We start from the raw sequence: 18,692 nt of genomic DNA, 5'->3' as shown, positions 1-18,692 counted from the left end.
GTTAAGGGAGACCTCCATGTTCGAATCCGCGGAAGTTGGCCACAGCATCGACAAGGACACCTACGAGAAGGCCGTCATCGAGTTGCGCGAAGCGCTGCTCGAGGCGCAGTTCGAGCTCAAGCAGCAGGCGCGCTTCCCGGTGATCATCCTGATCAACGGCATCGAGGGCGCCGGCAAGGGGGAGACGGTCAAGCTCCTCAACGAGTGGATGGACCCGCGCCTGATCGAAGTGCAGAGCTTCCTCCGTCCCTCCGACGAGGAACTGGAGCGGCCGCCGCAGTGGCGCTTCTGGCGGCGCCTGCCGCCCAAGGGGCGGACCGGTATCTTCTTCGGCAACTGGTACAGCCAGATGCTCTACGCGCGGGTCGAGGGGCATATCAAGGAGGCCAAGCTGGATCAGGCCATCGATGCCGCCGAACGCTTCGAGCGCATGCTCTGCGACGAAGGCGCGCTGCTCTTCAAGTTCTGGTTCCACCTCTCCAAGAAACAGCTCAAGGAACGCCTCAAGGCGCTGGAAAAGGACCCGCAGCACAGCTGGAAGCTCAGTCCGCTGGACTGGAAGCAGAGCGAGGTCTACGACCGCTTCGTGCATTACGGCGAGCGCGTGCTGCGCCGCACCAGCCGGGACTACGCGCCCTGGTACGTGGTGGAAGGCGTGGACGAGCGCTACCGCGCCCTGACCGTCGGTCGCATCCTCCTCGAAGGGTTGCAGGCCGCGCTGGCCACCAAGGAGCGCGCCAAGCGCCAGCCGCACGCCGCGCCGCTGGTGTCGAGCCTGGACAACCGCGGCCTGCTGGACTCCCTGGACCTGGGCCAGTACCTGGACAAGGACGCCTACAAGGAGCAGCTCGCCGCCGAGCAGGCCCGCCTGGCCGGGCTGATCCGCGACAAGCGCTTCCGCCAGCATTCGCTGGTCGCGGTGTTCGAGGGCAACGACGCGGCCGGCAAGGGCGGCGCCATCCGCCGTGTCACCGACGCGCTGGACCCGCGCCAGTACCATATCGTGCCGATCGCCGCGCCGACCGAAGAGGAGCGTGCGCAGCCCTATCTCTGGCGCTTCTGGCGGCACATTCCGGCGCGTCGCCAGTTCACCATCTTCGACCGTTCCTGGTACGGCCGCGTGCTGGTGGAGCGCATCGAGGGCTTCTGCGCACCGGCCGACTGGCTACGCGCCTATGGCGAGATCAATGACTTCGAGGAGCAGCTCAGCGAGTACGGGATCATCGTGGTGAAGTTCTGGCTGGCGATCGACAAGCAGACCCAGATGGAGCGCTTCAAGGAACGCGAGAAAACCCCCTACAAGCGCTACAAGATCACCGAGGAAGACTGGCGCAACCGCGACAAGTGGGACCAGTACGTGGACGCGGTGGGCGATATGGTCGACCGTACCAGCACCGAGATCGCGCCCTGGACCCTGGTCGAAGCCAACGACAAGCGCTTCGCCCGGGTCAAGGTGCTGCGCACCATCAACGACGCCATCGAAGCGGCGTACAAGAAGGACAAGTGAGGCCCGCCGGAATGCGGCGCCGTCCTCTCCAGGGGATGGCGACGCATACGCCGGATGAATGATCGGTGCCTCGCGCGATTGCCTCGCCTTATCCTCGCTCGATCCGGCCGCTGCCCCGGCGGCCGACCGACAATAACAGCGAGGGTACCCCCATGCGTGAAGTGGTGATCGTCGACAGCGTCCGGACCGGCCTGGCCAAGTCCTTCCGCGGCAAGTTCAACCTGACCCGGCCGGACGACATGGCCGCCCACTGCGTCGACGCGCTGCTGGCGCGCAACGACCTCGACCCGCTGCTGGTGGATGACTGCATCGTTGGCGCCGGCTCCAACGAAGGCGCCCAGGGCCACAACATCGGGCGCAACGTGGCGGTGCTCTCCGGCCTCGGCATCCAGGTGCCGGGGATGACCCTCAACCGCTACTGTTCCTCCGGCCTGCAGGCGATCGCCATCGCCGCCAACCAGATCGCTTCCGGTTGCAGCGAGGTGATCGTCGCCGGCGGCGTCGAGTCGATCACCCTGACCCTGAAGAGCGTCAACACCGACCACCTGGTGAACCCGCTGCTGCAAAGGGAGGTGCCGGGCATCTACTACCCCATGGGGCAGACCGCCGAGATCGTCGCCCGTCGCTACGGCATCACCCGCGAGGCCCAGGACGCCTACGCCCTGCAGAGCCAGCAGCGGATGGCGCGAGCCCAGGCGGACGGGCTGTTCGCCGACGAGATCGTGCCGATGACCACCCGCTACGCGGTGGAGGACAAGGCCAGCGGCGAGAAGCAGGTGCTCGACGGAGTGGTCGACCGCGACGACTGCAACCGCCCGGACACCACCCTCGAAGGCCTGGCCTCGCTGAAGCCGGCGTTCGCCGAGGACGGTTCGGTCACCGCCGGCAACGCCTCGCAACTCTCCGACGGCGCCTCGATGACCCTGCTGATGAGCCTGGAGAAAGCGCTGGCGCTGGGCCTGGAGCCGAAGGCCTTCTTCCGTGGCTTCACCGTGGCCGGCTGCGAGCCGGACGAAATGGGCATCGGTCCGGTGTTCTCGGTGCCGAAGCTGCTCAAGGCGAAGGGGCTGAAGATCGCCGACGTCGATCTCTGGGAACTCAACGAAGCCTTCGCCTCGCAGTGCCTGTACTGCCGCGACCGGCTGGAGATCGACAACGAGAAGTACAACGTCAATGGCGGCTCCATCGCCATCGGCCACCCGTTCGGCATGACCGGCTCGCGCCAGGTCGGTCATCTGGTCCGCGAACTGCGCCGGCGCAACCTGCGCTACGGCGTGGTGACCATGTGCGTCGGCGGCGGCATGGGCGCCAGCGGGCTGTTCGAAGCCGTACGCTGAGCCCGTGCGCGACGGCGGGCCCCGCAGGTCGGGGCTCGCCTCATGGGTTTTATTTACATGACGCTCCGTGCCATCCCCGGCGACTCGCGCTAGGCTAGGCGCCTTTTTCCTTGCATAGGGATGTAGCGATGTCCACCGAGCCCAACTCGCCGTTCGTCGACGACCCGCTGAGCGCCGTCGATGCACGGATTCTCGGCAGCCTCGTCGAGAAGCAGGCGACCACCCCGGAAACCTATCCGCTGACCCTCAATGCCCTGGTCCTCGCCTGCAACCAGAAGACCAGCCGCGATCCGGTGATGAACCTCACGCCCGGCCAGGTCGGCCAGAGCCTGCGCCAGCTCGAGGGGCGCGGCCTGGTCAGGCTGGTGATGGGCAGCCGCGCCGACCGCTGGGAGCACACCCTGGGCAAGGGCCTGGAATTGGTGGCGCCACAGGTGGCGCTGCTCGGCCTGCTGTTCCTGCGTGGTCCGCAGACCCTCAACGAACTGCTCACCCGCAGCAACCGCCTGCACGATTTCGACGACGTCGAGCAGATCCGCCACCACCTGGAACGCCTCGCCGGCCGTGGCCTGGCCGTGCACCTGGAGCGTCGCGCCGGGCAGCGCGAGGAGCGCTACATGCACCTGCTCGGCAGCCAGGCCGACCTCGAGGCCGCCGTGGAGGCGATGGGCAGCGACCCGGAACGCGCCGCGCCGGCCGCTCTGTCGGCCGATGCGGAAGCGCGGATCGCCGAGCTGGAGACGCGCCTGGCGGCGCTGGAGGAGCGCCTGGCCAGGCTCGAAGGAGGGGCGTGATATCGCGGGAGGGCGCAATCGGTGACATGCAGGTTCCGGCGGATAACCGCGAGCGGTTGTTCGCCCTACGGCCCGCAGTGACTTTGTGGGCGGCGCTGCCTGTCGGGTAGGGCGAATAACGCCAGCGGCGTTATCCGCCGATGCGCCGCCCCGCAAGGGGAACGCCAACCCAAAAAAGCCCGGCTATTGCCGGGCTTTTTCATGCGCGCGCGTCGGTGGCCGATCAGGCCTCCGGCTGTACCGGCACGTGGATCAGTTGCAGGCGCTCGCTGCTCCAGGCACGGGTGCTGTTGGTCAGCTCGATGTCGTTGTTCAGCTTGCGCCCGTAAGACGGCACGATTTCCTTCAGGCGTGCCTGCCACTCGGGGGTAGCGACCTTGTCCTTGAAGGCCTTCTCCAGCACCGACAGCATGATCGGCGCGGCGGTCGAGGCGCCCGGCGAGGCGCCGAGCAGGGCGGCGACGGAGCCGTCGGCGGCGGTCACCACTTCGGTGCCGAATTGCAGTACGCCGCCTTTCTCGGCGTCCTTCTTGATGATCTGCACGCGCTGGCCGGCCTGCACCAGCTTCCAGTCCTCGTCGCGGGCTTCCGGGAAGTACTCGCGCAGCGAGGCCATGCGGTCGTCCTGGCTGAGCATCAGCTGGCCGATCAGGTACTGGCTGAGATCGAAGTTGTCGATGCCGGCGTTGAACATCGGGCCGATGTTGCCGCTGGTCACCGAGCCCGGCAGGTCCCACAGCGAGCCGTTCTTCAGGAACTTGGTGGAGAAGGTGGCGAACGGACCGAACAGCAGAACCGGCTTGCCGTCGATCATGCGGGTGTCGAGGTGCGGCACCGACATCGGCGGCGAACCCACCGAAGCCTTGCCGTAGACCTTGGCCAGGTGGCGCTTGACCACGTCCGGGTTGGTGGTGGCGAGGAACGAACCGCCCACCGGGAAGCCGGCGTAGCCTTCGGCCTCGGGGATGCCGGACATCTGCAGCAGCTTCAGCGCGCCGCCGCCGGCGCCGATGAAGACGAACCTGGCCTTGACGCTGGTTTCCTTGTCGCCATTGGCCAGGTCGGCCATGGTCACGGTCCAGGTGTTGTCGTCGTTGCGCTTGAGGTCGCGGACCTCATGTTGCAGGCGCAGCTTGAAGGTGTCCTTGGCCGACAGCGAGCCCACCAGTTGGCGAGTGATCTCGCCGAAGTTGACGTCGGTGCCGATCGACATGCGCGTGGCGGCGATCTTCTGCCCCGGCTCGCGGCCTTCCATCACCAGCGGCACCCACTGCTTGATCTGCTCGGGGTCTTCCGAGTACTCCATGCCGCGGAACAGCGAGCTGTGCTGCAGGGCGGCGTGGCGCTTCTTGAGGAAGGCGACGTTGTCGTCGCCCCAGACGAAGCTCATGTGCGGGACGTTGTTGATGAACGACTTCGGATCGTTCAGCACCTTGCGGTCGACCTGGTAGGCCCAGAACTGCTTGGAGATCTCGAAGTTCTCGTTGATCGCCACCGCCTTGCTGATATCCATCGAGCCGTCCGCGGCCTCGCTGGTGTAGTTCAGTTCGCAGAACGCCGAGTGACCGGTGCCCGCGTTGTTCCAGCCGTTGGAGCTTTCTTCGGCGACCTTGTCCAGGCGCTCGACCATCTCGATGGTCCAGCCTGGTTCCAGTTCGTTCAGATAGGTACCCAGGGTGGCGCTCATGATGCCGCCACCGATCAGGAGCACGTCGACCGGTTTTTCCGATTCGACGCTGTTTTTGGAGCAACCCAGCACGCTGACGCACAAAAGCATCAATAAGATTTTTTTCATGGATTTACCGCTAGAAAACGTGGAGAAGCGTGGATACGCACGACATGGCAGGTATTCACCGGGTGAATGATACTGGAACTCACCCCCGATGTGAGTGCGTTCACATGCGGTGACATTTGCCTCGGCGTTCCGCCGAGAATACCTGCCTTCCCTTTCTTGAACGTTTCAGCCGCCGGGAAATAAATTCAGCGCCTGTATCGTTTCAGCGGGAACCCGGCGCGTGGATTTCCGCCGATTGGCGCATCCTGCGGATATACGCGTCGATTTCCCGCTCCGCGTCGAAACGGGTGAAATAGGGACCTTCCAGGGTCCCTTCGCGGGTGGAGAAGAAGTACTGCCCATTCACCGAACTTATGCGATCGCTGCGAAAGCGGGTGGCCGGGGTGGGATCGGTGGAACGTTTCCCCAACATGACGGCGACTCCTGGATAGCGGGCCAAGGTGTTTTCAGTGTAGGCGGGGGTTGGCCGGGCGGCAGGCCGGCGGACGAAAGGAGACGGATTTCCAGGCGAAGGGTTGGGTATTCTATTTTTTGTTATAAGAAAATCTGAATTTATTCTTTTTAACGTCAGCCGGCCTTGGGCATAGTGGGCTCCAACACGAACAAGGAGTGACCCCATGAGCCTCAGACTCGGCGACATCGCCCCCGATTTCGAACAGGACTCCAGCGAAGGGCGCATCCGCCTCCACGAGTGGCTGGGCGACAGCTGGGGCGTGCTGTTCTCCCACCCCGCCGACTTCACCCCGGTGTGCACCACCGAGCTGGGTTTCACCGCCAAGCTCAAGGACCAGTTCGCCCAGCGCGGGGTCAAGGTCCTGGCGCTGTCGGTGGATCCGGTGGAGTCGCACCTGAAGTGGATCGACGATATCAACGAGACCCAGGACACCCGGGTCAATTTCCCGATCATCGCCGACGCCGACCGCAAGGTTTCCGAACTCTACGACCTGATCCACCCGAACGCCAACGACACGCTGACCGTGCGTTCGCTGTTCATCATCGACCCGAACAAGAAGGTGCGCCTGATCATCACCTACCCGGCGAGCACCGGGCGCAATTTCAACGAGATCCTCCGGGTGATCGATTCGCTGCAACTGACCGACGAGCACAAGGTCGCCACGCCAGCCAACTGGGAGGACGGCGACGAGGTGGTAATCGTGCCTTCGCTGAAGGACGAGGAAGAGATCAAGCGGCGTTTCCCCAAAGGCTACCGCGCGGTGAAGCCCTACCTGCGCCTGACGCCCCAGCCCAACCGCTGAGGCCGGATTCGTCCCGCCTGCATGGGCAGGCACGGCAGGCGGGACCTTTTATTCGACGGTGCGTGCCGTCATGCAACGCTGTTTAGCCACGAGCAGGGTTTTTGGCCGGTTTCGACCGGCCCTCTTTTTTATGTGCGCGAGCGCGTCGCCGCGACGCTTTTTATCCGCCATCCATTTCCGAAACCGGCTCTGACTTGCCCGCCAGACGGGGAGAAGGCTCGCTCATCCACCTCCTTCCAGGAGCAGACGCATGATCGCCGCTCTCCGTCGCTGCCGGGCCTGGCTGGCCCTGCTCGCCGTTCTTTCCGTGTTTCCCGCGGCAGAGGCCGCAGCCCCCGCTGAAATCCGTCTCGACTATGCCTACTACGCCCCCACCAGCCTGGCGCTCAGGAAGTTCGGCTGGCTGGAGAAAAGCCTGGACGGCAGCGGCACCCGGGTGCGCTGGGTGTTCAGCCAGGGCAGCAACCGTTCCCTGGAGTACCTCAACGCCGGCAGCGTCGATTTCGCCTCGACCGCCGGCCTCGCCGCGGTACTCGCGCGGGCCAACGGCAGCCCGGTACGTACCGTATACGTCGCCAGCCGCCCGGAGTGGACCGCGCTGCTGGTGCGCAAGGATTCGCCGATCCGCAGCCTCGCCGAGCTCAAGGGGCGCAAGGTGGCTGCCACCAAGGGCACCGATCCCTACCTGTTCCTGCTCCGCAGCCTGCACAGCGTGGGCCTGGACAAGAACGACCTGCGTATCGTCCACCTGCAGCATCCTGACGGCCGGGTAGCCCTGGAGAAGGGCCAGGTCGACGCCTGGGCCGGACTCGATCCGCACATGGCGGCCAGCGAGTTGCAGGCCGGCTCGCGGCTGCTCTACCGCAACCTCGGCTTCAACAGCTACGGCGTGCTCAATGTCCGCGAGGATTTCGCCGAACGCCATCCGCAACTGATCCGCCAGGTGCTGGCGGCCTACGAGCAGGCGCGCCACTGGGTGATCGGGCATCCCGACGAGGCCGCGCAACTGCTTGCCGAGGAAGCCGGCCTGCCGCTGGAAGTGGCTCGCCTGCAACTGTCGCGCACCGATTTCAGCCAGCCGCTGCCGGGCGCCGAACAGGTCGCCGCGCTCAAGGCCGCGGCGCCGATCCTGGCGGACGAGCGCCTGGTGCGGCCGGGCGTGGACGTGCAGAAGGTGGTCGACGAACTGATCGCGCCTCAGTGGGCCGCCGAGGTCATCGGCGGTGTCCCGTTGGCGCGCACGGAGCCCTGAGCCATGGTCAGCCAGAGCCTGCGACTGGCCCGGCGAGTCTCGCGCCGGGCGTGGCGACTGCGCGTGCCGGGCGCCTGGCGGGCCTGGGCCTTGCCGCTGCTGGCACTATCGTCGTGGGAGGCGCTGGTGCGCCTGGGCTGGCTGCCGGCCTACCAGATGCCGGCGCCGAGCGGCATCCTGCTGACCCTGGTGGAACTGGCTCGCGGCGAGCTGTGGGGGCATGTCGGCGCGAGCCTGGCGCGGGTCGCCCCCGGCTTCGCGATCGGCAGCGGCCTGGCCCTGGTGGTCGGTACCTGGGTCGGTCTCAGTCGTCGCGCCGAAGCCTACCTGGAGCCGAGCTTCCAGGCCCTGCGGGCGATCCCCAGCCTGGCCTGGGTGCCCCTGCTGCTGCTCTGGTTCGGCATCGACGAGACGCCGAAGATCGTCCTCATCGCCCTCGGCGCCTTCTTCCCGGTCTACCTCGCGCTGGTCGCCGGGGTACGCGGGGTCGATCGCAAGTGGGTGGAACTGGGGCGGCTCTACCGTTTGTCGCGCTTCGCCCTGGTCCGCCGCATCCTCCTTCCGGCGGCGCTGCCGAACCTGTTCACCGGCCTGCGCGGGGCGCTCAGCCTGAGCTGGATGTTCCTCGTCGCGGCGGAGCTGATCGCCGCCACCCAGGGCCTCGGCTACCTGCTCAGTGACGGTCGGGAAACCTCGCGTCCGGACCTGGTGATCGCCGCGATCCTGGTCCTGGCGGCCCTCGGCAAGCTCAGCGATGGCCTGCTCCGCTCGCTGGAGCGCCGGGCCCTGCGCTGGCGCGACAGCTTCGACGGGGAGGGCGGCGCATGAGCGGCCTGCTCGACCTGCTGGAGATTCGCAAGGCCTATGGCGATACGCGGGTGCTGGAGGGCGTGGCGCTGTCGCTGGCGCCCGGCGAGGTGGTCAGCCTGCTCGGCCCCAGTGGTTGCGGCAAGAGCACCCTGCTGCGGATCGCCGCCGGACTGGACGATGACTTCCAGGGCACTGTCGAACGCAACCCGATCCTCGGCTTCGGCCCGGACGGCGAGAACGGCCGCAGCGGCGGAATCGGCGTGGTGTTCCAGGAGCCGCGCCTGTTGCCCTGGCTGACGGTGGCGCAGAACGTCGGTTTCGCCGACGGCTGGCTGGAGGACGAGCACTGGGTCGAGCGCCTGCTCGCCGATGTCGGACTGGCCGGCTGCGGAGGATTGCTGCCCAAGCAACTGTCCGGCGGCATGGCGCAGCGCGCGGCGATCGCCCGCGGTCTCTACGGACGGCCGCAGGTGCTGTTGCTCGACGAGCCGTTCAGCGCGGTCGACGCCTTCACCCGCATGCGCCTCCAGGACCTGCTGCAGGACGTGGTGCAGAACTACGAGATCAGCGTCCTGCTGGTCACCCACGATCTCGACGAGGCGTTCTATCTCGCCGACCGCGTGCTGCTGATGGGCGGCCGTCCCGGACACATCCGCCGCGAGTTCCACGTACCGCTGGCGCGTCCCCGCGATCGCCGGGCGGTGGAGCTGGCCTACTTGCGCGGCGAGGCCCTGACCGAAATGCAGCGGGCGCACGTGCTCTGAGGCAAGACCCCGAACCGGGTTCTTATATGCTTTATGGAATAAATAAATGAATAAAAAACATTTATTGGAATATGAGGCCGCCTGTTAAGGTCTATGCAACTTGGTTAGCAAGCCAAACGAATATTCTGTTTTCCGGTTATAAGGAATCCCCCCATGCTCGTCGTTTCCATCGCCGGAAGTCCCAGCGTACGCTCCCGCTCCGGGGTGTTGCTGGAGCGTGCCAGGGACTGGCTGAGCCGTCGCGGCGTCGAGGTGGCCAGCCACCAGGTGCTGGATTTTCCCGCCGAGGACCTGCTGCGTGCCCGCCTCGACAGTCCGCCGGTACTGGCGCTGGCCGAGCAGATCGGCCGCGCCGACGGCCTGCTGGTCGCCACCCCGGTGTACAAGGCCTCGTTTTCCGGCGCGCTGAAGGTCCTGCTCGACCTGTTGCCCGAGCGCGCCCTGGAGCACAAGGTGGTGCTGCCGTTCGCTACCGGTGGCAGCAGTGCGCACATGCTGGCCGTGGACTATGCATTGAAGCCGGTCCTGGCCGCGCTCAAGGCCCAGGAGGTACTGCATGGCGTATTCGCCGTGGACAAGCAGATCGCCTACGCCACCGAGAGCGACCCGGCGCGCCTGGAACCGGTCCTCGAGCAGCGCCTGGAAAACGCCCTGGAAACCTTCCACCTGGCCCTCTCGCGACGGCCGCAGCCGATCGACCCGCAGTTGCTCAACGAGCGCCTGGTGAACGCCCGCTGGAGCATCTGATCCGTCCGCCGCCAGCGCACGCGCGCCGCGGCCCGATTGCACAACGCACACACGACGACCTCTCTGTTCCGTCAACGGCGCGGCAGGTTCGGCACCCACAACGACAAAGGAGAGCGCCATGCGCACCATCGCTTTGCGTCGTGGACTGGCGGCCCTGCTGGTGGCGGCCCTGTCCTACGGCGTTCAGGCCGACGAGAAGTCGGCCAACACCCTGCGGATCGGCTACCAGAAATACGGCACCCTGGTCCTGCTCAAGGCCCGCGGCACCCTGGAGAAACGTCTCGCCGAAGACGGCGTGAAGGTGCAATGGACCGAGTTTCCCGGCGGCCCGCAACTGCTCGAGGGACTCAATGTCGGCAGCATCGACTTCGGCGTGACCGGGGAAACCCCGCCGGTCTTCGCCCAGGCCGCCGGCGCCGACCTGCTCTACGTGGCCTACGAACCGCCGGCGCCGACCAGCGAGGCGATCCTCCTGCCGAAGGACTCGCCGATTCGGTCGGTGGCCGAGCTGAAGGGCAGGAAAGTCGCCCTGAACAAGGGCTCCAACGTGCATTACCTGTTGGTCCGCGCCCTCGAGCAGGCCGGCCTGAAGTACAGCGACATCCAACCCGTCTACCTGCCGCCGGCCGACGCCCGCGCCGCCTTCGAGCGTCACAGCGTCGACGCCTGGGTGATCTGGGACCCCTACCAGGCCGCCGCCGAGAAGCAGTTGTCCGCGCGGGTCCTGGTGGATGGTCGCGAGCTGGTCGACAACCACCAGTTCTACCTCGCCACCCGGACTTACGCGCAACGGCATCCGCAGGTGCTCGACAAGCTGGTGGACGAGATCCGCCAGGTCGGTGACTGGTCGCGGGCCAACCCGCAGCAGGTGACCGAGCAGGTCGCGCCGCTGCTCGGGCTGCCCGCCGACATCACCCTTACCGCGGTGAAGCGCCAGGGTTACGGCGCGCAGTTGATCACCCCGGCGGTGGTCGAGGCGCAGCAGAAGATCGCCGACACCTTCACCCAGCTGAAGCTGATTCCCAAACCGCTGAGCATCAAGGAGGTGATCTGGACGCCACCGGCCGGCAAGGTCGCCAGCGCACCCTGAGCCCGTACCGCCCACATACCGACACGATCATCGCGCGGCTACGCCACGCCGGCGCGCTCACCCTGGAGTCAATTGCGATGAGCCTCGAGATTTTCTGGTTCCTTCCCACCCACGGCGACGGCCACTACCTGGGCACCACCCAGGGCGCCCGTGCCGTCGACCACGGCTACCTGCAGCAGATCGCCCAGGCCGCCGACCGCCTGGGCTTCGGCGGCGTACTGATCCCCACCGGACGTTCCTGCGAGGACTCCTGGCTGGTCGCCGCCTCGCTGATCCCGGTAACCCAGCGCCTGAAGTTCCTCGTCGCGCTGCGTCCCGGGATCATTTCGCCGACCGTCGCCGCGCGCCAGGCGGCGACCCTGGACCGGCTGTCCAACGGCCGCGCGCTGTTCAACCTGGTCACCGGCGGCGATCCCGACGAACTGGCTGGCGACGGCCTGCACCTGAGCCACGCCGAACGCTACGAGGCGTCGGTCGAATTCACCCGCATCTGGCGTCGTGTGCTGGAGGGCGAGACCGTCGACTACGCCGGCAAGCACATCCAGGTGAAGGGCGCCAAACTGCTCTATCCGCCGTTGCAGCAGCCGCGTCCGCCGCTGTACTTCGGCGGCTCCTCGGAGGCCGCCCAGGACCTCGCCGCCGAGCAGGTCGAGCTGTACCTGACCTGGGGCGAGCCGCCGGCGGCGGTTGCCGAGAAGATCGCCCAGGTACGCGAGAAGGCCGCCCGCCAGGGCCGCCAGGTGCGCTTCGGGATCCGCCTGCACGTGATCGTCCGCGAGACCAGCGAGGAAGCCTGGCAGGCCGCCGATCGCCTGATCGCGCACCTCGACGACGACACCATCGCCCGCGCCCAGGCCTCCCTGGCGCGCTTCGACTCGGTCGGCCAGCAACGCATGGCCGCGCTGCACGGCGGTTCGCGCGACAACCTGGAAGTCAGCCCCAATCTCTGGGCCGGCGTCGGCCTGGTGCGCGGCGGCGCCGGCACCGCGCTGGTCGGCGACGGGCCGACGGTGGCGGCGCGGGTCAGGGAGTACGCCGAGCTGGGCATCGATACCTTCATCTTCTCCGGCTATCCGCACCTGGAAGAGTCCTACCGGGTCGCCGAACTGCTGTTCCCGCACCTCGACGTGCAGCGCCCGGCGCAGCCCGAGGGACGCGGCTATGTCAGCCCGTTCGGCGAGATGGTGGCCAACGACATCCTGCCCCGGCAGGCCGCGCAGAGTTGAGAGCGGTCGGAGCGAACGACATGAGCATTTCCAAACGACTGGCCGAGCGCCTGGCGCCCTGGGCGCTGCCGCTGGTCCTGCTGGCGGTGTGGCAGGCGGCGGTTGAGTTCGGCTGGCTGTCCAGCCGCATCCTCCCCGCGCCCAGCGCCGTACTCGAGGCCGGCTGGGCGCTGCTGCGCAGCGGCGAGATCTGGCAGCACCTGGCGATCAGCGGCTGGCGCGCGGCGATCGGCTTTCTCATCGGCGGCGCCATCGGCCTGGTGCTGGGCTTCGTCACCGGCCTGTCGAAGTGGGGCGAACGCTTCCTCGACAGTTCGGTGCAGATGATCCGCAACGTGCCGCACCTGGCGCTGATCCCGCTGGTGATCCTGTGGTTCGGCATCGACGAGTCGGCGAAGATCTTCCTGGTCGCCCTCGGCACGCTGTTCCCGATCTACCTGAACACCTACCACGGCATCCGCGGCATCGACCCCGGCCTGCTGGAGATGGCGCGCAGCTACGGGTTGTCCGGCTTCGCCCTGTTCCGCCAGGTGATCCTGCCCGGCGCGCTGCCGTCGATCCTGGTCGGGGTGCGCTTCGCCCTCGGCTTCATGTGGTTGACCCTGATCGTCGCCGAGACCATTTCCGCCAGCTCCGGCATCGGTTACCTGGCGATGAACGCCCGCGAGTTCCTGCAGACCGACGTGGTGGTCCTGGCGATCCTGCTCTATGCCGTCCTCGGCAAGCTCGCCGACCTCGCCGCCCGCGGCCTGGAACGCGTCTGGCTACGCTGGCACCCGGCCTACCAGGTCAAGGGAGGTGGCGCATGAATGCCCACAACGCCGCCCTTGGCGGCACTCCGCAGCGCCTCAAGCGCGGTATCCCGCTGGCCCTGCGCGGAGTGGCGCGGCGCTTCGGCGAGCGCGAGGTGCTCAAGGACATCGACCTGCTGGTTCCGGCCGGGCAGTTCGTCGCTATCGTTGGCCGCAGCGGCTGCGGCAAGAGCACCTTGCTGCGCCTGCTGGCCGGCCTCGACCAGCCCAGCCGCGGCGAGTTGCTGGCCGGCTCGGCGGCGCTGGCCGAGGCCCGCGAGGACACCCGGCTGATGTTCCAGGACTCGCGCCTGCTGCCGTGGAAGCGGGTGATCGACAACGTCGGCCTTGGCCTGCGCGGCGACTGGCGGGCGAAGGCCCTGCAGGCGCTGCGGGCGGTCGGCCTGGCCGAGCGTGCCAACGAGTGGCCGGCGGCCCTGTCCGGCGGGCAGAAGCAGCGCGTCGCGCTGGCTCGCGCGCTGATCCACGAGCCGCGCCTGCTGTTGCTCGACGAGCCGCTCGGCGCGCTCGATGCGCTGACCCGGATCGAGATGCAGCAACTGATCGAAGGACTCTGGCGCGAACACGGTTTCACCGTCCTGCTGGTCACCCACGACGTCAGCGAGGCGGTGGCGGTGGCCGACCGGGTGATCCTCATCGAGGACGGCGAGATCGGCCTCGACCTGCCGGTGGAACTGCCCCGGCCGCGCTCGCGTGGCTCGGCGCGACTGGCCGCGCTGGAAGCCGAAGTGCTCAACCGGGTGCTGGCGCAGCCGGAGCTGCCGCCGCAACCCGAGCCCGTTTCACCCCTGCCCACGCAACTGCGCTGGGCGCTCTAAGCAACCATGCCTCGTTCCGAATCCCCCCAGGAGAAACGCCATGACCATCAAAGCCATCAACGTTCGTAACCAGTTCAAGGGCACCGTGAAGGAAATCATCGAAGGGCCGGTGCTCTCCGAGATCGACGTGCAGACCGCCGCCGGGATCGTCACTTCGGTGATCACCACGCGTTCGGTGAAGGAACTGGAGCTGGCCATCGGTAGCGAAGTGATCGCCTTCGTCAAGTCCACCGAGGTATCCATCGCCAAGCTGTGACGCTGGCTGCGCCGCGCTTGCGGCGGCGAGAAGGGCGGGGACCCCGATGGGGCCCCGCCTTTTTTCGTCGCGTATCGGCAAGGCCGGCCGGTGGCGACGGCTGGCGTGGGTCGCTATGGAGCGGTCGGTAGGGCGAATAACCGCTCGCGGTTATCCGCCGTGGGGGCGACCGGGACTTCTCAGCCCCGGCGCGACAGGGGCTGGCGCTCGAAATGCACGCCGGCCAGGCCGGTCTGTTGCAGGGCGCGGATGTTGGCGTGGTCGTCGCCTTCCGGGTTGTCGCGCACCGCACGGTAGTGCTCGCCGAAGGCCAGCAGGGTTTCCTCGAGGCTGAGGCCCTCGAGGATGGCGAAGCCCAGGGTCTTGCAGGAACCTTCGTTCTGCCCGGCCGGGTTGCTCACGCTGCCGTTGTCGAAGGCGCTCGGCGTGTAGCTGTAGTGCTCGGCGATGAACGCCAGGGTGTCGGTGAACAGGTGGTGTTCGCTGCGCAGACGCGCGCGGAAGTCGGTCAGGGTCATCGAAACAGGCTCATGGTGTCTGGGGCAGGGTTGGCAAGGGGCCCGGTGGCCTCAGGCGTTGCCCTGGCTCTTGGCGAAGGCGGCCTGTTGTTCCGGGCTCGCTTCTTTCTGGTACTTGGCTTTCCACTCGGCATAGGGCATGCCGTAGATCTCTTCGCGGGCCTGGTCATTGCTGACTTCCACCCCGAGGTCGTCGGCGGCGGCCTTGTACCACTTGGACAGGCAGTTGCGGCAGAAACCGGCGAGGTTCATCAGGTCGATGTTCTGCACGTCCTTGCGGGTCTGCAAATGATGGACCAGGGTGCGGAAGGCGGCGGCTTCGAGTTCCAGGCGTTGCTGTTCGGTGAGGTTGGCTGCGGTCATGGCGGTGTTTCTCGACGATGGCTCGGGGCAGGGTGAAGGCACAGGGCCAGGTCCGGCGATGATAAGAGTTGGCGCGGCCGGCGGGCAACGCTTGTGCGCGTCTTCGCGCGGTTCGCTCGTCGGCCGCCTCAGCGGTGGCCGGCGAGGGTGATCGAGACCGACTCGGCGAAGCGCAGCGCGTGCGGCTTGTCCACTTCCACCTCGGCGTAGCGCACCGCCGGGTTCTCCATCACCAGGTCGAGGATTTCCTGGGTCATCCGTTCGAGCAGGGCGAAGCGGTTCTCCTCGACGTGGCGGATGATCGCCTTGGTGATGGTGCGGTAGTTCAGCGCGTGCTCGATGTCGTTGACCTCCACGGCGTCCGCGGCCGGGTAGAGGATGGTCAGGTTGATCAGCACGTCCTGCTTGTTGAGGATTTCCTCCTCCTTGATCCCGATGAAGGTGCGCAGGCGCAGGTCCTTGACGCGGATTCGCGCCATTCCCGGTTCCAGTCGCGGCATGTCACTTGCTCCTTCCGATCAATTGCAGAAATTCCTGGCGGGTGGTGTTCGAGTCGCGGAACGCGCCGAGCATCACCGAGGTGAACATCTGCGAGTTCTGCTTCTCCACCCCGCGCATCATCATGCACATGTGCTGGGCCTCGATCACTACCGCCACGCCGGCGGCGCTGGTCACCTGGCGGACCGCCTCGGCGATCTGCCGGGTGAGGTTCTCCTGGATCTGCAGGCGGCGGGCGAACATGTCGACGATCCGCGCCACCTTCGACAGGCCGAGCACCTTGCCGGTGGGAATGTACGCCACATGAGCCTTGCCGATGAAGGGCAGGAGGTGGTGTTCGCACAGGGAGTACAGCTCGATGTCGCGGACGATGACCATTTCATCGTTGTCCGAGGCGAACAGCGCGCCGTTGACGATTTCCTCCAGGGTCTGGCCATAGCCGTGGCAGAGGTACTGCATGGCCTTGGCCGCGCGCTTCGGGGTGTCGAGCAGGCCTTCGCGCTGCGGGTCTTCGCCGAGACCGACGAGGATCTCCCGGTAATGCTGGGAAAGTGCTGGGTTCATAAGGGGTCCTTGGCGCCTCACTTGACGTGGCGGCCGCCGTTCACGGTCAGGGTGGTCCCGGTGACGTAGGGGTTGTCCAACAGGTAGCGAAGGCTCTGGTAGATGACTTCCGGCCCCGGTTCGATGCCGAGGGCGGATTTCGCCAGGGTGCGGGCGCGGTATTCGGCGTCGTCCCCGTCGTTGAACATCACCAGCGCCGGTGAAATGGCGTTGACCTTGATCCTCGGCGCGAAGCGCGCGGCGAACGACAGGGTCAGGTTGTCCAGCCCGGCCTTGCTCGCGCAGTAGGCGATACGCCGGGCGCTGCCCTTGCGCGCCACGTCGTCGGTGAGGTGAACGATGTCGGCAGGCTGCGAGCGTTCCAGCAGCTCGGCGCAGTGCAGGTTGATCAGGTAGGGCGCGAGCATGTGCACGCTGAACAGTTGCTGGAACGCCTCGGCTTCGTGGCCGGGCGTCTCGGCGACCCAGTCCGAGGCGTTGTGGACGATCGCTCGCAGGCTGTCGGTATGCTGTCGGAGGGCCCCGATGAAGGCGAAGATGCCGGCCTCGCTGGCGAAGTCGGCGTGCAGGGTCAGCGCGCCGGCCTGGCGCAGTTCGTCCAGCGCCGGGCGTTCGCTGCGGTAGCTGACGATCACCGACTCGCCGTCGGCCAGCAGGCGGCGGGCGCAATGCAGGCCGACACGCTGGCTGGCGCCGGTGATCAGGATCGGGGCTGTCGCCATGGGACTCTCACAGCAGGCGAAGGGAATCGGATGGATGCAGGGTACCCGACTGAGCCAGTCGGGCAAAGCCTTGCGCTACGGCCCACCCCGCCGGGGTGGGCGGCAAGCCGTCAGTGCGCTTCCGGCAGGCTGGCGGCGCGCTGCGGGCGGCGGTGCAGCCAGGGGGCGAGCAGGCGGCTGGAGAGAGGGATGAACCAGTAGGTCATCAACGGGGTGAGGACCAGGGTGCTGAGCAGCACCCGCGCGGCCAGCGACAGCTCGCCGAGGTAGGGGCCGGCGCCGAGGTTGAAGGCCAGCGAGACCGGGAAGAACGCCAGCCAGATCGCCACGCTCTGCTTCCAGCGCGGCGGTTTGCGGTTGTCGTCGAACCAGGCGGCGAGACCGTGGGCGCGGCGCTCGCGCGGTTCGTCGAAGAGCCCCTGGCCGCGTTCGAGCCAGGCCTGGCGCGAGGCGGAGTGGGCCCAGGCGGCGAGGGTGGCGTCGTCGGCGAAGCGAAAGATCATCTGGAATTCGTCTCCGCCGGCGGGCGGCGCCAGCGCCCCGGAGCCGAGGTAGCCGGGGAAGTCGGCGGCGAGGGCTTCGCCTTCGCGCTGCCAGGCGAGGAAGTCGCGGTAACGGCCGGCGGCGACGCGGCGGGCCACCAGCAGGGTAACGGGAGCGGTAGACATCGTGTATCTCCTGGAACGGTTGAGCGCGCTTCGTGGGCGCCCTCGGACAACGGCGCAGCGCCGGGGGTGGTGGGCTGCGTCGGAGGACAGGCAAGGATCGTTCCCGGCGTGGTGGCGAAGGTTCGCTGCCGTGTCTACGGCAGCGCGATGACATCCCGATGACAGGGTGTGCACCGAAATGGTGCTTTTGCAGCCTGTCTGCATTGATTCGGTGCGTCCCGCTCGGCGAACGCATGCGGCATAATGCCCGGCTTACCCCTGTTGGCTTACGGAGTGTTCATGAAAGTCGCCATTCTCTCCGGCTCGGTCTACGGCACCGCCGAAGAAGTCGCCCGGCACGCCCAGAAATTGCTGTCCGCGGCCGGCCTCGAGGCCTCCCATCTGCCCCGCGCCAGCCTCGACGAACTCAAGGCCTTCGCCCCCGAGGCATTCCTGGTGGTGACCTCGACCACCGGCATGGGCGAACTGCCGGACAACCTGCAACCGCTGTACTACGCGATCCGCGACCAACTGCCGGCCTGGCACGGCCTGCCGGGTGGGGTCATCGGCCTGGGCGATTCGAGCTACGGCGACACGTTCTGCGGTGGCGGCGAGCAGGTTCGCGAACTGTTCGGCGAACTGGGCGTGCGTGAAGTGCTGCCGATGCTGCGCCTGGATGCCAGCGAAACCGTTACCCCCGAGACCGACGCCGAGCCTTGGCTGGCCGAGTTCGCCGCCGCCCTCAAGGGCTGATCCCGGGCGTACCCCGCCGAGGCGGCGGATAACCGCGAGGCGGTTATTCGCCCTACACGGGGAGGGGACAAGCGGTAGGGCGAATAACGCCCCAGGCGTTATCCGCCGAAACGCCTGCCGAGGTGGCGGATAACCGCGTAGCGGTTATTCGCCCTACACGGGG

The 18,692-nt window shown here is 67.1% G+C and carries 22 protein-coding genes; 14 read left to right on the top strand and 8 right to left on the bottom strand.

Going from position 1 to position 18,692, the window contains the following annotated elements; genetic code table 11:
* The first annotated feature begins 16 nt into the window (after positions 1–16).
* From pap to HMPREF1224_RS19645, 3 genes are all read left to right on the top strand, one after another.
* Positions 17–1,507: a polyphosphate:AMP phosphotransferase gene (gene pap / locus HMPREF1224_RS19655; RefSeq protein WP_003102298.1), complete on the top strand. Its 1,491-nt coding sequence runs from the start codon at positions 17–19 to the stop codon at positions 1,505–1,507.
* 152 nt (positions 1,508–1,659) lie between these two features.
* A complete protein-coding gene (locus HMPREF1224_RS19650; protein WP_003102299.1) occupies positions 1,660–2,844 on the top strand; it encodes a thiolase family protein in 1,185 nt (394 codons plus the stop codon).
* A gap of 128 nt (positions 2,845–2,972) precedes the next feature.
* On the top strand, positions 2,973–3,638 hold the full coding sequence (locus HMPREF1224_RS19645) for a YceH family protein (RefSeq protein WP_003091932.1): 666 nt from the start codon (positions 2,973–2,975) through the stop codon (positions 3,636–3,638).
* A 223-nt stretch (positions 3,639–3,861) separates the two neighbouring features.
* Here the strand turns inward: HMPREF1224_RS19645 and HMPREF1224_RS19640 are convergent, their stop codons facing one another.
* The gene (locus HMPREF1224_RS19640; RefSeq protein WP_003102300.1) at positions 3,862–5,433 is read right to left on the bottom strand and encodes a malate:quinone oxidoreductase; all 1,572 of its coding nucleotides are present in this window, start codon (positions 5,431–5,433) and stop codon (positions 3,862–3,864) included.
* A gap of 202 nt (positions 5,434–5,635) precedes the next feature.
* Positions 5,636–5,845 carry a DUF6316 family protein gene (locus HMPREF1224_RS19635; protein ID WP_003102301.1) on the bottom strand — a complete coding sequence of 70 codons (210 nt, stop codon included), beginning with the start codon at positions 5,843–5,845 and terminating at the stop codon, positions 5,636–5,638.
* A 205-nt stretch (positions 5,846–6,050) separates the two neighbouring features.
* Between HMPREF1224_RS19635 and HMPREF1224_RS19630 the strand changes: the two genes are divergently transcribed.
* From HMPREF1224_RS19630 to HMPREF1224_RS19585, 10 genes are all read left to right on the top strand, one after another.
* Positions 6,051–6,689: a peroxiredoxin gene (locus tag HMPREF1224_RS19630; protein WP_003102302.1), complete on the top strand. Its 639-nt coding sequence runs from the start codon at positions 6,051–6,053 to the stop codon at positions 6,687–6,689.
* 250 nt (positions 6,690–6,939) lie between these two features.
* On the top strand, positions 6,940–7,941 hold the full coding sequence (locus HMPREF1224_RS19625) for an aliphatic sulfonate ABC transporter substrate-binding protein (RefSeq protein ID WP_010793277.1): 1,002 nt from the start codon (positions 6,940–6,942) through the stop codon (positions 7,939–7,941).
* Positions 7,942–7,944: 3 nt separating this feature from the next.
* Positions 7,945–8,769 (top strand): ABC transporter permease, encoded by an 825-nt coding sequence (locus HMPREF1224_RS19620; RefSeq protein ID WP_010793276.1) that lies wholly within the window; start codon positions 7,945–7,947, stop codon positions 8,767–8,769.
* Entirely contained in the window at positions 8,766–9,515 is a 750-nt protein-coding gene (locus HMPREF1224_RS19615) for an ABC transporter ATP-binding protein (RefSeq protein ID WP_003091922.1), read from the top strand. The genes HMPREF1224_RS19620 and HMPREF1224_RS19615 overlap by 4 nt, the downstream gene beginning before the upstream one ends.
* A 153-nt stretch (positions 9,516–9,668) precedes the next feature.
* Complete coding sequence (gene ssuE, locus HMPREF1224_RS19610; RefSeq protein ID WP_003091915.1) at positions 9,669–10,262, top strand: NADPH-dependent FMN reductase; 594 nt, start codon at positions 9,669–9,671, stop codon at positions 10,260–10,262.
* Positions 10,263–10,380: 118 nt separating this feature from the next.
* Positions 10,381–11,352: a sulfonate ABC transporter substrate-binding protein gene (locus HMPREF1224_RS19605; RefSeq protein ID WP_010793275.1), complete on the top strand. Its 972-nt coding sequence runs from the start codon at positions 10,381–10,383 to the stop codon at positions 11,350–11,352.
* Between the two features lie 77 nt (positions 11,353–11,429).
* Positions 11,430–12,578 carry an FMNH2-dependent alkanesulfonate monooxygenase gene (gene ssuD / locus HMPREF1224_RS19600; protein WP_003091910.1) on the top strand — a complete coding sequence of 383 codons (1,149 nt, stop codon included), beginning with the start codon at positions 11,430–11,432 and terminating at the stop codon, positions 12,576–12,578.
* Between the two features lie 20 nt (positions 12,579–12,598).
* Positions 12,599–13,387 carry an aliphatic sulfonate ABC transporter permease SsuC gene (gene ssuC, locus HMPREF1224_RS19595; protein ID WP_003102309.1) on the top strand — a complete coding sequence of 263 codons (789 nt, stop codon included), beginning with the start codon at positions 12,599–12,601 and terminating at the stop codon, positions 13,385–13,387.
* Positions 13,384–14,208: an aliphatic sulfonates ABC transporter ATP-binding protein gene (gene ssuB, locus HMPREF1224_RS19590; RefSeq protein ID WP_003102311.1), complete on the top strand. Its 825-nt coding sequence runs from the start codon at positions 13,384–13,386 to the stop codon at positions 14,206–14,208. Before ssuC ends, ssuB begins: the two co-directional genes overlap by 4 nt.
* Before the next feature lie 40 nt (positions 14,209–14,248).
* Complete coding sequence (locus HMPREF1224_RS19585) at positions 14,249–14,464, top strand: TOBE domain-containing protein (protein WP_003091900.1); 216 nt, start codon at positions 14,249–14,251, stop codon at positions 14,462–14,464.
* 179 nt (positions 14,465–14,643) lie between these two features.
* Here the strand turns inward: HMPREF1224_RS19585 and HMPREF1224_RS19580 are convergent, their stop codons facing one another.
* The 6 genes from HMPREF1224_RS19580 to HMPREF1224_RS19555 all read right to left on the bottom strand — a co-directional run bounded on the left by HMPREF1224_RS19580 (position 14,644) and on the right by HMPREF1224_RS19555 (position 17,797).
* On the bottom strand, positions 14,644–14,982 hold the full coding sequence (locus HMPREF1224_RS19580) for a HopJ type III effector protein (RefSeq protein ID WP_003091899.1): 339 nt from the start codon (positions 14,980–14,982) through the stop codon (positions 14,644–14,646).
* A gap of 51 nt (positions 14,983–15,033) precedes the next feature.
* Positions 15,034–15,345, bottom strand: a complete 312-nt coding sequence (locus HMPREF1224_RS19575) for a DUF1244 domain-containing protein (protein ID WP_003091898.1) — start codon at positions 15,343–15,345, stop codon at positions 15,034–15,036.
* Positions 15,346–15,473: 128 nt separating this feature from the next.
* Positions 15,474–15,845 (bottom strand): dihydroneopterin triphosphate 2'-epimerase, encoded by a 372-nt coding sequence (gene folX / locus HMPREF1224_RS19570; protein ID WP_003091897.1) that lies wholly within the window; start codon positions 15,843–15,845, stop codon positions 15,474–15,476.
* A 1-nt stretch (position 15,846) separates the two neighbouring features.
* Positions 15,847–16,407, bottom strand: a complete 561-nt coding sequence (gene folE / locus HMPREF1224_RS19565; RefSeq protein ID WP_003091896.1) for a GTP cyclohydrolase I FolE — start codon at positions 16,405–16,407, stop codon at positions 15,847–15,849.
* Between the two features lie 17 nt (positions 16,408–16,424).
* Complete coding sequence (gene folM, locus HMPREF1224_RS19560; protein ID WP_003091895.1) at positions 16,425–17,129, bottom strand: dihydromonapterin reductase; 705 nt, start codon at positions 17,127–17,129, stop codon at positions 16,425–16,427.
* 110 nt (positions 17,130–17,239) lie between these two features.
* Complete coding sequence (locus tag HMPREF1224_RS19555; RefSeq protein WP_003102317.1) at positions 17,240–17,797, bottom strand: putative antibiotic biosynthesis monooxygenase; 558 nt, start codon at positions 17,795–17,797, stop codon at positions 17,240–17,242.
* A gap of 279 nt (positions 17,798–18,076) precedes the next feature.
* On the opposite strand from HMPREF1224_RS19555, the gene HMPREF1224_RS19550 reads away from it, so the two are divergent.
* Positions 18,077–18,529, top strand: a complete 453-nt coding sequence (locus tag HMPREF1224_RS19550) for a flavodoxin (protein ID WP_003102319.1) — start codon at positions 18,077–18,079, stop codon at positions 18,527–18,529.
* Positions 18,530–18,692: the final 163 nt, after the last annotated feature.

This window comes from Pseudomonas sp. P179 (assembly GCF_000478485.2).
GTDB lineage: Bacteria > Pseudomonadota > Gammaproteobacteria > Pseudomonadales > Pseudomonadaceae > Pseudomonas > Pseudomonas aeruginosa.
Note: the sequence above shows the minus strand (reverse complement) of the source record. Positions and strands in the feature narration are given on the sequence as shown.

Coding starts and splice junctions, on each gene's coding strand:
- pap (WP_003102298.1), top strand. CDS start 17: ATGTTCGAATCCGCGGAAGTTGGCCACAGCATCGACAAGGACACCTAC.
- HMPREF1224_RS19650 (WP_003102299.1), top strand. CDS start 1,660: ATGCGTGAAGTGGTGATCGTCGACAGCGTCCGGACCGGCCTGGCCAAG.
- HMPREF1224_RS19645 (WP_003091932.1), top strand. CDS start 2,973: ATGTCCACCGAGCCCAACTCGCCGTTCGTCGACGACCCGCTGAGCGCC.
- HMPREF1224_RS19640 (WP_003102300.1), bottom strand. CDS start 5,433: ATGAAAAAAATCTTATTGATGCTTTTGTGCGTCAGCGTGCTGGGTTGC.
- HMPREF1224_RS19635 (WP_003102301.1), bottom strand. CDS start 5,845: ATGTTGGGGAAACGTTCCACCGATCCCACCCCGGCCACCCGCTTTCGC.
- HMPREF1224_RS19630 (WP_003102302.1), top strand. CDS start 6,051: ATGAGCCTCAGACTCGGCGACATCGCCCCCGATTTCGAACAGGACTCC.
- HMPREF1224_RS19625 (WP_010793277.1), top strand. CDS start 6,940: ATGATCGCCGCTCTCCGTCGCTGCCGGGCCTGGCTGGCCCTGCTCGCC.
- HMPREF1224_RS19620 (WP_010793276.1), top strand. CDS start 7,945: ATGGTCAGCCAGAGCCTGCGACTGGCCCGGCGAGTCTCGCGCCGGGCG.
- HMPREF1224_RS19615 (WP_003091922.1), top strand. CDS start 8,766: ATGAGCGGCCTGCTCGACCTGCTGGAGATTCGCAAGGCCTATGGCGAT.
- ssuE (WP_003091915.1), top strand. CDS start 9,669: ATGCTCGTCGTTTCCATCGCCGGAAGTCCCAGCGTACGCTCCCGCTCC.
- HMPREF1224_RS19605 (WP_010793275.1), top strand. CDS start 10,381: ATGCGCACCATCGCTTTGCGTCGTGGACTGGCGGCCCTGCTGGTGGCG.
- ssuD (WP_003091910.1), top strand. CDS start 11,430: ATGAGCCTCGAGATTTTCTGGTTCCTTCCCACCCACGGCGACGGCCAC.
- ssuC (WP_003102309.1), top strand. CDS start 12,599: ATGAGCATTTCCAAACGACTGGCCGAGCGCCTGGCGCCCTGGGCGCTG.
- ssuB (WP_003102311.1), top strand. CDS start 13,384: ATGAATGCCCACAACGCCGCCCTTGGCGGCACTCCGCAGCGCCTCAAG.
- HMPREF1224_RS19585 (WP_003091900.1), top strand. CDS start 14,249: ATGACCATCAAAGCCATCAACGTTCGTAACCAGTTCAAGGGCACCGTG.
- HMPREF1224_RS19580 (WP_003091899.1), bottom strand. CDS start 14,982: ATGACCCTGACCGACTTCCGCGCGCGTCTGCGCAGCGAACACCACCTG.
- HMPREF1224_RS19575 (WP_003091898.1), bottom strand. CDS start 15,345: ATGACCGCAGCCAACCTCACCGAACAGCAACGCCTGGAACTCGAAGCC.
- folX (WP_003091897.1), bottom strand. CDS start 15,845: ATGCCGCGACTGGAACCGGGAATGGCGCGAATCCGCGTCAAGGACCTG.
- folE (WP_003091896.1), bottom strand. CDS start 16,407: ATGAACCCAGCACTTTCCCAGCATTACCGGGAGATCCTCGTCGGTCTC.
- folM (WP_003091895.1), bottom strand. CDS start 17,129: ATGGCGACAGCCCCGATCCTGATCACCGGCGCCAGCCAGCGTGTCGGC.
- HMPREF1224_RS19555 (WP_003102317.1), bottom strand. CDS start 17,797: ATGTCTACCGCTCCCGTTACCCTGCTGGTGGCCCGCCGCGTCGCCGCC.
- HMPREF1224_RS19550 (WP_003102319.1), top strand. CDS start 18,077: ATGAAAGTCGCCATTCTCTCCGGCTCGGTCTACGGCACCGCCGAAGAA.